The 12,761-nt window shown below is 40.7% G+C and carries 24 protein-coding genes; all 24 read right to left on the bottom strand.

Annotated features, from left to right (window positions below; all coding sequences use genetic code 11):
- Positions 1-3: 3 nt before the first annotated feature.
- Positions 4-450, bottom strand: a complete 447-nt coding sequence (gene rplO, locus NBH14_RS12290) for a 50S ribosomal protein L15 (RefSeq protein ID WP_128133246.1) — start codon at positions 448-450, stop codon at positions 4-6.
- A 29-nt stretch (positions 451-479) separates the two neighbouring features.
- Positions 480-656 carry a 50S ribosomal protein L30 gene (gene rpmD / locus NBH14_RS12285; protein WP_009859531.1) on the bottom strand — a complete coding sequence of 59 codons (177 nt, stop codon included), beginning with the start codon at positions 654-656 and terminating at the stop codon, positions 480-482.
- Between the two features lie 16 nt (positions 657-672).
- Positions 673-1,191, bottom strand: coding sequence for a 30S ribosomal protein S5 (gene rpsE, locus NBH14_RS12280; RefSeq protein ID WP_009859532.1), 519 nt, complete (start codon positions 1,189-1,191; stop codon positions 673-675).
- Positions 1,192-1,196: 5 nt separating this feature from the next.
- Complete coding sequence (gene rplR / locus NBH14_RS12275; protein ID WP_186959402.1) at positions 1,197-1,541, bottom strand: 50S ribosomal protein L18; 345 nt, start codon at positions 1,539-1,541, stop codon at positions 1,197-1,199.
- 21 nt (positions 1,542-1,562) lie between these two features.
- Positions 1,563-2,114, bottom strand: a complete 552-nt coding sequence (rplF, locus tag NBH14_RS12270; protein WP_009859534.1) for a 50S ribosomal protein L6 — start codon at positions 2,112-2,114, stop codon at positions 1,563-1,565.
- A gap of 16 nt (positions 2,115-2,130) precedes the next feature.
- Positions 2,131-2,526 (bottom strand): 30S ribosomal protein S8, encoded by a 396-nt coding sequence (gene rpsH / locus NBH14_RS12265; RefSeq protein ID WP_009859535.1) that lies wholly within the window; start codon positions 2,524-2,526, stop codon positions 2,131-2,133.
- A 54-nt stretch (positions 2,527-2,580) separates the two neighbouring features.
- The gene (gene rpsN, locus NBH14_RS12260; RefSeq protein ID WP_009859536.1) at positions 2,581-2,850 is read right to left on the bottom strand and encodes a 30S ribosomal protein S14; all 270 of its coding nucleotides are present in this window, start codon (positions 2,848-2,850) and stop codon (positions 2,581-2,583) included.
- Between the two features lie 3 nt (positions 2,851-2,853).
- On the bottom strand, positions 2,854-3,411 hold the full coding sequence (gene rplE, locus NBH14_RS12255) for a 50S ribosomal protein L5 (RefSeq protein ID WP_010800552.1): 558 nt from the start codon (positions 3,409-3,411) through the stop codon (positions 2,854-2,856).
- Complete coding sequence (gene rplX / locus NBH14_RS12250; RefSeq protein ID WP_009859538.1) at positions 3,411-3,731, bottom strand: 50S ribosomal protein L24; 321 nt, start codon at positions 3,729-3,731, stop codon at positions 3,411-3,413. Before rplX ends, rplE begins: the two co-directional genes overlap by 1 nt.
- Positions 3,732-3,749: 18 nt before the next feature.
- Positions 3,750-4,115 carry a 50S ribosomal protein L14 gene (gene rplN, locus NBH14_RS12245; protein WP_010800553.1) on the bottom strand — a complete coding sequence of 122 codons (366 nt, stop codon included), beginning with the start codon at positions 4,113-4,115 and terminating at the stop codon, positions 3,750-3,752.
- A gap of 1 nt (position 4,116) precedes the next feature.
- On the bottom strand, positions 4,117-4,374 hold the full coding sequence (gene rpsQ, locus NBH14_RS12240; RefSeq protein ID WP_009859539.1) for a 30S ribosomal protein S17: 258 nt from the start codon (positions 4,372-4,374) through the stop codon (positions 4,117-4,119).
- 9 nt (positions 4,375-4,383) lie between these two features.
- A complete protein-coding gene (gene rpmC / locus NBH14_RS12235) occupies positions 4,384-4,581 on the bottom strand; it encodes a 50S ribosomal protein L29 (RefSeq protein ID WP_009859540.1) in 198 nt (65 codons plus the stop codon).
- Positions 4,582-4,586: 5 nt separating this feature from the next.
- Entirely contained in the window at positions 4,587-5,021 is a 435-nt protein-coding gene (gene rplP, locus NBH14_RS12230) for a 50S ribosomal protein L16 (protein ID WP_005634742.1), read from the bottom strand.
- Between the two features lie 19 nt (positions 5,022-5,040).
- Positions 5,041-5,778, bottom strand: a complete 738-nt coding sequence (gene rpsC, locus NBH14_RS12225; RefSeq protein WP_009859541.1) for a 30S ribosomal protein S3 — start codon at positions 5,776-5,778, stop codon at positions 5,041-5,043.
- A 6-nt stretch (positions 5,779-5,784) separates the two neighbouring features.
- Positions 5,785-6,195, bottom strand: a complete 411-nt coding sequence (gene rplV, locus NBH14_RS12220) for a 50S ribosomal protein L22 (protein ID WP_046146310.1) — start codon at positions 6,193-6,195, stop codon at positions 5,785-5,787.
- A 53-nt stretch (positions 6,196-6,248) separates the two neighbouring features.
- Positions 6,249-6,518: a 30S ribosomal protein S19 gene (gene rpsS, locus NBH14_RS12215; protein ID WP_122357134.1), complete on the bottom strand. Its 270-nt coding sequence runs from the start codon at positions 6,516-6,518 to the stop codon at positions 6,249-6,251.
- 20 nt (positions 6,519-6,538) lie between these two features.
- Positions 6,539-7,363, bottom strand: coding sequence for a 50S ribosomal protein L2 (gene rplB, locus NBH14_RS12210; RefSeq protein WP_009859543.1), 825 nt, complete (start codon positions 7,361-7,363; stop codon positions 6,539-6,541).
- An 8-nt stretch (positions 7,364-7,371) separates the two neighbouring features.
- On the bottom strand, positions 7,372-7,665 hold the full coding sequence (gene rplW / locus NBH14_RS12205) for a 50S ribosomal protein L23 (protein ID WP_009859544.1): 294 nt from the start codon (positions 7,663-7,665) through the stop codon (positions 7,372-7,374).
- Positions 7,666-7,676: 11 nt separating this feature from the next.
- Positions 7,677-8,306, bottom strand: coding sequence for a 50S ribosomal protein L4 (rplD, locus tag NBH14_RS12200; protein WP_009859545.1), 630 nt, complete (start codon positions 8,304-8,306; stop codon positions 7,677-7,679).
- Positions 8,306-8,923 (bottom strand): 50S ribosomal protein L3, encoded by a 618-nt coding sequence (rplC, locus tag NBH14_RS12195; RefSeq protein WP_186959403.1) that lies wholly within the window; start codon positions 8,921-8,923, stop codon positions 8,306-8,308. The genes rplD and rplC overlap by 1 nt, the downstream gene beginning before the upstream one ends.
- Positions 8,924-8,944: 21 nt before the next feature.
- Positions 8,945-9,250 (bottom strand): 30S ribosomal protein S10, encoded by a 306-nt coding sequence (gene rpsJ / locus NBH14_RS12190; protein WP_005634728.1) that lies wholly within the window; start codon positions 9,248-9,250, stop codon positions 8,945-8,947.
- A 21-nt stretch (positions 9,251-9,271) separates the two neighbouring features.
- Positions 9,272-11,401 carry an elongation factor G gene (gene fusA / locus NBH14_RS12185; protein ID WP_186959404.1) on the bottom strand — a complete coding sequence of 710 codons (2,130 nt, stop codon included), beginning with the start codon at positions 11,399-11,401 and terminating at the stop codon, positions 9,272-9,274.
- A 29-nt stretch (positions 11,402-11,430) separates the two neighbouring features.
- The gene (gene rpsG / locus NBH14_RS12180) at positions 11,431-11,907 is read right to left on the bottom strand and encodes a 30S ribosomal protein S7 (RefSeq protein WP_028730651.1); all 477 of its coding nucleotides are present in this window, start codon (positions 11,905-11,907) and stop codon (positions 11,431-11,433) included.
- 154 nt (positions 11,908-12,061) lie between these two features.
- Positions 12,062-12,463 carry a 30S ribosomal protein S12 gene (gene rpsL, locus NBH14_RS12175; RefSeq protein ID WP_009859549.1) on the bottom strand — a complete coding sequence of 134 codons (402 nt, stop codon included), beginning with the start codon at positions 12,461-12,463 and terminating at the stop codon, positions 12,062-12,064.
- Positions 12,464-12,761: the final 298 nt, after the last annotated feature.

The following is a 12,761-nucleotide window of genomic DNA, read 5'->3' as shown; positions in this document are numbered from 1 at the left end:
GACTTAGAGTTTAACAACAGTTCCACCTACGGCCTGGATAGCTGCTTCTGCACTTTTAGAGAAAGCGTGAGCTTCAACTTCTAATTTAACAGTCAGGCTACCATTACCAAGAATCTTAACCATTTGAGATGATGAAATAAAACCAGCTTCGATCAATTCGTTAACACCTATTTTAGTTAAGTTCTGAGATTCAGCCATTAACTGTAATGTAGCGATATTGATAGCTTTATATTCAACACGATTAATATTCTTGAAACCAAATTTAGGCAAACGTCTCTGAATAGGCATCTGACCGCCTTCAAATCCGATCTTTTTTGAATAACCAGATCTTGACTTTGCTCCTTTATGACCTCTTGTTGAAGTTCCTCCTAATCCTGAACCCGGACCACGGCCGATTCTTTTTCTGGTCTTAGTAGATCCTTCAGCAGGTTTTAAATTTGATAAGTTCATATCTTATAATTTATTTTTTCAACCAATTATTACTTTTCTACTGAAACCAAATGTTTCACTTTCTCAACCATGCCTAAAATAGCCGGAGTAGCTTCATGCTCTACTACACGGTTCAACTTTGTCAGGCCCAGTGCATCAAGTGTTCTTTTTTGGTCTTTCGGGCACTTAATTCTACTCTTAACTTGTTTAATTTTAATAGTTGCCATAATTTTTCCTCCCTAATTAACCTCTAAACACTTTTTCTACAGATACACCTCTGTTCTGAGCTACAATAAACGGACTTCTCAATTCACCCAGCGCAGCAATAGTAGCTTTTACCAAGTTGTGAGGGTTTGATGATCCTTTTGATTTAGCCAAAACGTCAGTAATACCAACACTCTCCAATACAGCACGCATAGCACCACCGGCTTTTACACCAGTACCATGAGATGCCGGTCTGATCAGCACCTGTGCGCCACCGAATTTAGCAAGCTGTTCGTGAGGAATAGTACCTTTATGAACAGGAACCTTGATCAAATTCTTTTTAGCAGCTTCTACACCTTTAGCGATAGCTGTCGTTACTTCACCAGCTTTACCTAAGCCCCAACCGATGATACCGTCTTCGTTTCCTACTACGACAATAGCAGCAAAACTAAAAGTACGTCCACCTTTCGTTACTTTAGTTACGCGGTTGATTGCAACTAATCTGTCCTTCAACTCTAAGTCGTTGGTCGATTTAACTCTATTATTAACTCCTGCCATCTTCATTAAAATTTAAGGCCGCCGTTACGTGCAGCATCTGCTAATTCTTTAATTCTACCGTGATACAGATAACCATTACGGTCGAAAACAACAGCCTGAACGCCAGCTTCCTGAGCGCCTTTAGCGATCAATTCACCAACCTTGGCAGCGATTTCTTTTTTGGGAGCCTTAACATCTAATTTCAAAGATGAAGCAGCAGCCAAAGTTTTACCTGTAGTATCATCTATAACCTGTGCATAGATCTGCTTGTTGCTTCTAAACACAGTAAGGCGTGGACATTCAGTTGTTCCTGAAACTTTGCCACGTATTCCTCGTTTTATTTTTAATCTTCTTTCTTCCTTCGTTGTCATGATAATTTCAGTTTACGTAGATTACTTACCTGCTGATTTACCAGACTTTCTGCGAATTTCTTCACCCACAAACTTAATACCTTTACCTTTATACGGTTCCGGCATTCTGAATGAACGAATCTTAGCACAAATCTGACCCAGTAATTGTTTATCAGCTGATTCAAGGATAATAAGAGGATTCTTATTTCTCTCAGTCTTCGTTTCAACCTTCACCTCTTTAGGTAACTGCAAATAGATGTTGTGAGTATAACCTAAAGAAAGATCCAACAGCTGTCCTGTGTTAGTAACACGGTAACCAACACCGACAAGTTCCAGTTCTTTTTTGTATCCTTCAGATACACCGATCACCATATTGTTGATCAGAGAACGATACAAACCATGTAATGCACGATGGTTCTTATCATCTGTCGGTCTTGCTAAATGAATAACTCCATCTTCCAGAGTTACATTAATATCAGGATTAACAGCCTGAGTCATTTCGCCCTTAGGACCTTTTACAGTCACCACGCTATCCTTAATCGTAACCGTTACACCGGCCGGCACATGAATTGGTAATTTTCCTATTCTTGACATTCTTCTTTCCTCCTAATTAATAAACATAACATAATACTTCACCACCGATCTTCAGATCGCGGGCTTCTTTGTCTGTCATCACACCCTTAGAAGTCGAAAGAACGGCAATACCTAAACCATTCAATACTCTCGGCATTTCTTTGTAACCAGTGTACTTACGCAAACCTGGAGTAGAAACTCTCTCAAGTTTCTTGATTGCATTCACTTTGTTTACCAGGTCATACTTCAAGGCAATCTTGATTGTTCCCTGAGGACCTTCTTCTACAAACTTAAAATTAAGGATGTAGCCCTTTTCGAAAAGGATCTTAGTGATCTCTTTCTTTAAATTTGACGCCGGCACTTCAACAACTCTGTGCTTCGCTTTAATTGCATTACGCAATCTTGTCAAATAATCTGCAATAGGATCTGTCATATATAAATGAATTAAATTGATCCGGCCACCCGGACAATATTTAAATAAAAAAACTTACCAACTTGCTTTCTTTACACCCGGGATTAAACCATTGGATGCCATTTCACGGAATTGAATACGTGAAATGCCGAACTGGCGTACATACCCTTTCGGACGACCTGTAATTTTGCAACGGTTGTGCAAACGTACAGGAGAAGCATTTTTAGGTAAAGCCTGCAAAGCTTCGTAGTCACCAGCAGCTTTCAGTTCAGCTCTTTTAGCGGCGTATTTAGCTACTAGTTTTGCTCTTTTAACCTCGCGGGCTTTCATTGATTCCTTAGCCATAACTTAGTCTTTTTTTGCATTTTTAAAAGGCAACCCAAATTCTCTCAACAGAGCATACCCTTCTTCATCTGTTTTCGCAGAGGTCACAAAGGTAATATTCATTCCTAATATTTTAGTAATATTATCGATATTTATTTCAGGAAAAATAATTTGTTCCTGAATACCCATGGTATAATTACCTCTACCATCTAACTTACTTTCAATACCTTTAAAGTCACGAATACGCGGAAGAGCGATACGAACTAATCTTTCCAAAAATTCGTACATCTGCTCACGACGCAATGTTACCATCACGCCGATAGGCATTTTTTTACGCAACTTAAAGTTTGAGATATCCTTTTTAGATACTGTCGCAACGGCCTTTTGACCAGTAATTGTAGACAATTCGCTGATTGCGATATCGATGATCTTCTTGTCGGCAGCAGCCATACCCAAACCTTGATTGATTACAATCTTCTTCAATACGGGTACCTGCATTACAGATTTATATCCGAACTCTTTTGTCAAAGCAGGAACAATTCTGTCCTGATATTCTTTTTTAAGACTGGCAGTATTGCTCATTACTTAATTTCCTCCCCAGATTTTTTAGAATAACGAACTAAAGCACCTTCTGCATTTTCTTTACGTCCGATACGTGTCGGTTTTCCTGATTTCGGGTCAACCACGTTCAGGTTTGAAATATGAATAGGAGCTTCCTTCTTTTCAATTCCTCCTTGCGGATTCTTTGCATTAGGCTTGGTATGCTTTGATACCATATTAACACCTTCAACAATAGCACGGTTCTCGTCTACGAGCACCTGTAAAACACGGCCTGTTTTACCTTTGTCTTCGCCGGCATTAACAAAAACAATATCGCCTTTTTTGATATGTAATTTACTCATTACCTTAAATTTTACGAATTAAAGTACTTCAGGTGCAAGTGAAACAATTTTCATATTTGTTGCACGAAGTTCTCTGGCAACCGGACCGAAGATACGGCTTCCACGAATATCACCACCGGCATTCAACAATACGCAAGCGTTATCATCGAAACGGATGTATGAACCATCCGGGCGACGGATTTCCTTTTTAGTGCGAACAATGATAGCCTTAGAAACAGCACCCTTCTTCACATCACTTGACGGGATTACACTCTTAATTGCTACTACAATTACATCCCCAACAGAAGCGTAACGTTTTCTGGTTCCGCCTAATACACGGATACATAAACATTCTTTTGCGCCACTGTTATCTGCTACTACTAGTCTTGATTCTTGTTGTATCATGTTACTTAGCTCTTTCGATTATTTGAACTAATCTCCATCTCTTTGTTTTGCTCAAAGGACGAGTTTCCATAATTTTTACGGTATCACCGATATTGCACTCATTCTTTTCGTCGTGAGCATGATATTTCTTCGTTTTGTTAACGAACTTACCATAAATGGGGTGCTTTTCCTTCCATTTAATAGCAACAGTGATGCTTTTATCCATCTTGTTGCTAGTAACCACGCCCGTTCTTTCTTTTCTTAAATTTCTAGTTTCCATCAGGCTCAATTATTTGTTGTTAAGTTCTCTCTGGCGCAATTCTGTTCTCATGCGCGCAATCATCCTGCGTTGTTGTTTAATCTGTGCAGGGTTGTCTGTCGGAGAGATAGTGTGGTTAATAACCTTCTGATCGTAGGCAGCAACCTCAGCATCTACTCTTTCAAGCAATTCTTTTGTGCTTAATTCTCTAATTTCTGCAATCTTCATAACAATTACGCATTTTGATTAGCCATATCATAATCACGTCTCACAACAAATTTCGTTGTTACCGGAAGCTTCTGTGCTGCTAAGCGCAAAGCTTCTTTCGCAATATCAAAGGGAACACCTTCAATTTCGAAAATCAGACGACCTGGAGTAACAGGCGCAACAAAGCCTTCCGGGTTACCTTTACCTTTACCCATACGTACTTCGGCCGGTTTCTTTGTAATAGGTTTATCCGGGAAAATCCGAACCCAAACCTGACCCTGACGTTGCATATAACGAGTTACCGCGATACGGGCAGCTTCAATCTGGCGACCGGTAATCCATTTATTCTCTAACGCTTTTATACCGAACGAACCGAATGCCAGCTGGTTGCCACGTTGAGCTTCACCCTTCATGCGACCTTTCTGCTGTCTTCTGAACTTGGTTTTCTTTGGTTGTAACATCTCTTCTTAATTCTAACGTTTAACGATTAGCTTTTTTTCTCTTGAAGTTCTTATCTCCTCTGTTGCCACCGGCATTGTCATTTCTGCGGCCTGAATCTTTAGAGGCTGTGAATGAAGGAGCAAGATCTCTCTTACCATAAACTTCACCACGGCAGATCCATACCTTGATACCCAGCAAGCCAACTTTCGTCAACGCTTCAGCCAAAGCGTAATCGATATCTGCTCTCAGAGTGTGTAACGGAGTTCTTCCTTCTTTGTACATTTCAGAACGAGCCATTTCAGCACCGTTCAAACGACCAGATACTTGCACTTTAATACCTTCTGCACCCATTCTCATGGTAGAGGCGATAGCCATCTTAATAGCACGACGGTAAGCAATTTTTCCTTCAAGTTGACGAGCAATATTGTTTGCAACAATGACTGCGTCTAATTCGGGTCTTTTTACCTCAAAGATGTTGATCTGAACTTCTTTGTCGGTAATTTTTTTCAACTCTTCTTTCAATTTATCAACTTCCTGACCACCTTTACCGATGATGATGCCCGGACGTGATGTGCAAACTGTTATTGTGATCAACTTAAGCGTACGTTCAATAACGATACGAGATACACTAGCTTTAGCAAGACGAGCATTCAAGTATTTACGGATCTTGCTATCTTCCAGCAAAGTATCTCCGTAATTTTTGCCGCCATACCAATTGGAATCCCAACCACGGATGATTCCTAAACGATTACTAACCGGATTAACTTTTTGTCCCATCTACAATTAATTTTGACTATCGTTTTTACTAAGTGTATCAACAAACAAGGTTACATGGTTCGAACGTTTACGAACTCTGTATCCTCTACCCTGGGGAGCCGGACGCATTCTCTTCAATGTTGTAGCGCAATCTACGCTGATTGAAGAAACAAACAACTCACCAGTTTCTGCTTTACGTTCATTTTTCTGCTCCCAATTGGCAATTGCTGAACGAAGCAATTTTTCTACTCTTGCTGCAGCTTCCTTGTTAGAAAACTTCAAAACACCAAGTGCACGGAATACTTCCATACCACGGATCATGTCTACAACGAGACGCATCTTACGCGGAGAAGTAGGTACGTTACGCAACTTTGCGAAGTACATGGTCTTTTGGGCTTCTTTTCTTGCTTCAGCTGATATTCTTTTTCTAGCACCCATTTTTATTGATTCTTTTTATTTTCAGATTCCTGAATTCCTGTTACTACCGATAATTATTTTTTCTTGTTACCGGCGTGACCACGGAACGTACGAGTTGGTGAAAATTCTCCCAACTTGTGACCTACCATATTTTCGGTTACAAAAACAGGAATAAATTTATTTCCATTGTGAACTGCAATAGTATGGCCTACAAAGTCAGGCGAAATCATTGAAGCTCTTGCCCATGTCTTAACTACGGCTTTCTTTCCTGACTCATTCATAGTCAAGACTTTCTTTTCCAGCTTTACGTTAATATACGGGCCTTTTTTTAGTGAACGACTCATAGTTTACTTAATTAATCAGATTATTTCTTTCTTCTTTCAATAATATACTTTGAAGAATGCTTCTTCGGAGCTCTTGTCTTCAAGCCCTTAGCATACAAGCCTGTACGAGATCTTGGATGACCTCCGGAAGCACGACCTTCACCACCACCCATTGGGTGATCAACCGGGTTCATAACAACACCACGGTTGTGAGGACGACGACCTAACCATCTAGAGCGACCGGCTTTACCTGATTTTTCAAGACCATGGTCTGAATTACCTACACTACCAATTGTAGCCTTACATGCAGCAAGAATCTTTCTGGTTTCGCCAGAAGGCATCTTAATAATTGCATAAGCACCTTCTTTAGAAGTCAACTGAGCAAAAGCACCAGCAGAACGTACCATTTTGGCACCCTGTCCGGGACGAAGCTCAATATTATGAATAATAGTACCAACGGGAATATTTGCCATAGGCAAAGTATTACCTACCTCAGGAGCGGCATCGCTACCTGAAACCACTGTCTGGCCAACTTCCAAGCCGTTCGGAGCGATAATATAGCTCTTTGCTCCGTCAGCATAATACAATAAAGCGATACGAGAAGTACGGTTTGGATCGTACTCGATAGACTTTACTGTTGCAGGAATGCCATCTTTATTTCTCTTGAAATCGATAATTCTGTACTTTTGTTTGTGACCGCCACCAAGATAACGCATTGTCATCTTACCTGTGTTGTTACGACCACCAGTACTGCTCTTACCTACCACAAGAGACTTCTCTGGTGTACTTGCAGTGATTTTATCAAATGCACCAATAACTTTGTGTCTCTGCCCCGGTGTTGTGGGCTTTAATTTACGTATTCCCATTTCTTTTTTTAGATATTACTAAAGAAATCAATTGTTTCTCCTTCTTTCAACGTTACGATTGCCTTCTTAAAAGCTGCCTGTTTACCATTGATAATACCTGATTTTGTATAACGGCTTTTCTGCTTGCCGGAGTAGTTGATGGTGTTAACATCAACTACAGTTACATTATACATATCCTGTACAGCTTTTTTGATCTCCAACTTGTTGGCATCAGGAGAAACACGAAAACCATAGCGATTAGCCATTTTTTCAGTAATCGCTGTTTGCTTCTCTGTTACTATAGGTTTAATAATAATTCCCATTTCCTTACTCCTTATGCATTAAAAAGTTTTTCTATAACAGCAACAGAGCTTTCAGTCAAAACCAAATTAGCTGCATCAAGCACTTTGTATGTGTTTAATTCAGAGGCTGTTATAACATTTGTCTTTTCTAAATTACGAGCCGACAAATATACAAAATTATTTTTCTCCGGTAAAACCATAAGTAACTTTTTATCAGCCACTTTCAGGTTTTTAGCAATTGTTACAAATTCTTTAGTTTTCGGAGCTTCCAGAGCGAAATCTTCTACAACTACAATTGCATTATTTTTAGCTTTATAAGCCAATGCAGACTTACGAGCCAGACCCTTTACCTTCTTGTTCAATTTGAACTCATAATCTCTCGGTTTCGGACCGAAAACGCGAGCACCACCAACCAATACAGGAGAGTTGATATCACCACGACGGGCTCCACCACCACCTTTCTGACGGATCAGTTTGCGTGTACTACCAGAGATCTCACTTCTTTCTTTCGATTTGTGAGTACCCTGACGCTGGTTTGCCAAATACTGCTTTACATCCAGGTAAATGGCATGATCATTGGGTTCAATGCCGAAGATAGCATCGTTTAAAGTTACCTTTCTTCCGGTATCTTCACCTTTAATATTAAATACGCTCAGTTCCATTACTTTTCAATTAATACGATTGAACCTTTTGCTCCTGGAACAGATCCTTTAACCAATAAAAGATTATGTTCCGGCATTACCTTGATCACTTCCAGGTTCTGAACTGTTACACGTTCATTACCCATCTGTCCGGCCATACGCATGCCCTTGAATACCTTTGCAGGGTATGAACAAGCACCGATACCACCGGGAGCACGCAAACGGTTATGCTGACCGTGAGTAGTCTGACCTACACCACCGAAACCATGACGTTTTACTACACCCTGGAAACCTTTACCTTTTGATGTACCAACTACATCAACGAAACCTGCATTTTCCAGATAATCCACAGTGATCACATCACCCAGATTGTATGCAGTTTCAAAATTCTTGAACTCGGCCAAGTATCTCTTGGGAGTTACACCGGCTTTCTTGAAGTGGCCCATTTCCGGCTGAGTTGTATGTTTCTCTTTTTTGTCTTCGAAACCCAACTGTACAGCTTCATAGCCATCATTCTCCAAAGTCTTAATCTGTGTAACAACACAAGGACCCACTTCGATAACAGTGCATGGAAGATTTTTTCCCTCGGCACTGAAAACGGATGTCATTCCGATTTTTTTTCCTAATAATCCTGGCATTTCACTTAATTTTTAAATAACTCACACTTTAATTTCTACTTCAACACCGCTGGGTAATTCCAGCTTCATCAAGGCGTCAACTGTTTTTGCAGTTGAGCTGTAAATGTCTATCAATCTTTTGTAAGATGACAGTTCGAACTGCTCACGAGATTTCTTATTAACGAAAGTTGAGCGGTTCACAGTAAAGATACGCTTGTGTGTAGGCAGAGGAATCGGTCCGCTAACAACAGCACCTGTAGCCTTTACCGTCTTCACGATCTTCTCGGCAGACTTGTCTACCAGAGAATAATCGTAAGACTTTAATTTAATTCTGATCTTTTGGCTCATATTGTTATATATGTTTCTAAATTATTTGATCAAATCAGCACGACCCTGTACTTCTGTCAGTACCTGCTTAGCAATAGAAGAGGATACCTGAGCATAGTGAGAGAACTGCATTGAAGATGTTGCACGACCTGAAGTGATAGTACGCAGTGCAGTAACATAACCGAATGTTTCTGCCAGAGGCACCTTAGCTTTAACAACACGTGCACCAGTACGGCTTGTTTCCATGCCTTCTACCTGACCACGACGTTTGTTCAAGTCACCGATAACATCACCCATGCTTTCTTCAGGAGTAACAACTTCCATCTGCATGATCGGTTCCATCAAAGCAGGACCTGCCTTTTCTGATGCACTCTTGAATGCTTGGATAGCACAGATTTCGAATGACAACTGGTCAGAGTCAACCGGGTGGAATGAACCATCGATCAATGTAACTTTCAGTTTATCCAACGGATAACCGGCAAGAATACCGTTCTTCATTGCTTTTTCGAAACCTTTCTGTACTGAAGGAATAAATTCCTTAGGAATGTTACCGCCCTTCACTTCGTCTACAAACTGAAGTGTTCCTTCGAAGTCGGCAGCAGCCGGTTCGATACGAACGATGATATCAGCAAACTTACCACGACCACCAGACTGTTTCTTATAAACTTCGCGAAGTTCAACAGACTTAGTGATAGCTTCTTTATAAGTAACCTGAGGTTTACCCTGATTACATTCAACCTTGAATTCACGACGCAGACGGTCAACAATGATATCCAGGTGAAGCTCACCCATACCGCTAATTACAGTCTGACCTGTTTCTTCGTTAGTCTGAACACGGAATGTAGGATCTTCTTCAGCCAGCTTAGCCAATCCCATACCCAGTTTATCCAGGTCTTTCTGAGTTTTAGGCTCTACTGCGATACCGATAACCGGATCCGGGAATTCCATAGATTCCAGTGTAATCGGATGTGCTTCGTCACAAAGAGTATCACCAGTACGGATATCTTTGAAACCAACACCTGCACCGATATCACCACAACCGATAGCTTCCATCGGATTCTGCTTGTTTGAGTGCATCTGGAACAGACGAGAAATACGTTCTTTCTTGCCTGAACGAGTATTATATACATAAGAACCAGCAGGCAGAGAACCAGAATATACACGGAAGAAGCACAAACGGCCTACATACGGGTCGGTTGCGATCTTAAATGCCAGTGCAGTCAACGGTTCTTCGAACAACGGTTTACGTATGATTACTGTATCCGGATCACGAGGATCTGTACCTTCGATAGCTTCTGTATCAGCAGGGCTAGGCAGATAAGCACAAACAGCGTTCAATAAAGTTTGAACACCTTTGTTCTTGAAAGAAGAACCACAGATCATCGGATTGATCTGCATAGCGATAGTACCTTTACGGATAGCCACTCTGATTTCATCTTCTGTAATAGTTGCAGGATCATCAAAGTATTTTTCCATCAAAGCATCGTCGCATTCAGCCAGAACTTCCAACATCTTGTCTCTCCATTCTTCAGCTTCATCCTTCAGGTCTGCCGGAATTTCTTCAACAGAATATTCAGCACCCATAGTTTCGTCATGCCAAAAGATAGCCTTCATTGTTACCAAGTCAACTACACCTTTGAAAGTTTCCTCTGCACCGATAGGTATCTGAATAGGACAAGGATTAGCACCCAATACAGCCTTCACCTGACGAACTACTTCAAAGAAGTTTGCGCCGGAACGGTCCATTTTATTTACATAACCAATTCTGGGTACATTATATTTGTCAGCCTGACGCCAAACTGTTTCTGACTGGGGTTCAACACCACCAACAGCACAGAATGCAGCAACGGCACCATCCAGAATACGCAGTGAACGTTCTACTTCAACAGTAAAGTCCACGTGTCCCGGGGTGTCAATCAAGTTGATTTTATATTTGTCATTATCGTAATTCCAGAAAGTAGTAGTCGCAGCAGAAGTGATAGTGATACCACGTTCCTGCTCCTGCTCCATCCAGTCCATTGTTGCAGCACCGTCGTGAACCTCACCAATTTTGTGAGTCAGACCTGTGTAGAAAAGGATACGCTCAGAAGTCGTAGTCTTTCCCGCATCGATGTGCGCCATGATACCGATGTTTCTGGTATATTTTAATTGTTCGTCAGCTTTTGTTGCCATCTTTCTTTTATTCTCCTAAATTTGCTAAATTAAAATCTGAAGTGTGCGAATGCACGGTTAGCTTCAGCCATACGATGCATATCTTCTTTTCTTTTGAATGCGCCACCCTGGTTGTTGAAAGCATCTACAATCTCTGCAGACAACTTATCAGACATAGTCTTACCACCTCTCTTGCGTGAGAAGATAATAAGGTTCTTCATAGAAATTGATTCTTTACGATCGGGGCGAATTTCAGTAGGTACCTGGAAAGTAGCACCACCAACACGGCGTGACTTCACTTCGACTTGAGGGGTAATATTGTCGAGTGCAGCTTTCCAAATTTCGAGAGCAGACTTTTCTTCGTTAGGCAATTTAGCCTTAACGTTTTCCAGAGCGGAATAGAAAATTTCGAAGGCAGTATTTTTCTTGCCATCATACATTAAATGGTTTACGAATCTCGTAACCTTTACATCACCGAAAACAGGATCCGGGAGGATCTGTCTTTTCTTTGGTTTTGCTTTTCTCATTTTGTTTTCAAAAATTTCGTTTTTGTCTTTGGTTGCCTTTTAATTTTGTCTTCAACGGTTCCGCTGAACCATTTACTCAACCTTGTAGCCTATCCAAATAACTCAAACCAGCTTTAATACTTAAATTTAAATTCTCAGTTTGAAAGGGTGATTTTTACTTCTTTCCTTTTGCTGGAGCAGCACCCGCTTTTGGACGTTTTGCACCGTATTTAGAACGACGCTGAGTACGACCATTAACGCCAGCTGTATCCAAGGTACCACGTACAATGTGATAACGTACACCAGGAAGGTCCTTCACACGACCACCACGTACTAATACGATTGAGTGTTCCTGCAAGTTGTGTCCTTCTCCCGGAATGTAAGAGTTTACTTCTTTACCATTTGTCAAACGAACTCTCGCTACTTTACGCATTGCAGAGTTAGGCTTTTTCGGGGTTGTAGTATAAACACGTACACAAACGCCACGTCTCTGAGGACAAGCATCCAATGCAGGTGATTTACCTTTTACCACCAAAGTTTCCCTTCCTTTTCTAACTAATTGCTGAATTGTAGGCATTTCTTTTCTTTTTTAAACTTTGAATGTGTTATAATTTTATTTATCTCTTTTTTCTATTTCAGGCTGCAAAGATACGCATTATTTCCGTATAACCAACGAGTTACATCTGTTTTTCTGCATAATCTGCGCTAAAAACGGTGCAAAGTTACATAATAGTTCCCGTTTGTTTCTGTTCTACAACATGTGAATTCAAACTATTTATTATTATTTAACACGAAGCCCCGCCGGCTTAAAACCAACGGGGCTTGTCTTGTGTCTGTTTTCTCTCTTCACAAAGGTACTGGCAGAAGAACTTTAT

Source organism: Parabacteroides caecihominis (assembly GCF_023656785.1).
GTDB classification, from domain to species: domain Bacteria; phylum Bacteroidota; class Bacteroidia; order Bacteroidales; family Tannerellaceae; genus Parabacteroides; species Parabacteroides segnis.
The sequence above is the reverse complement of the archived record's forward strand: the minus strand, read 5'-3'. Positions and strand labels throughout refer to the sequence as shown.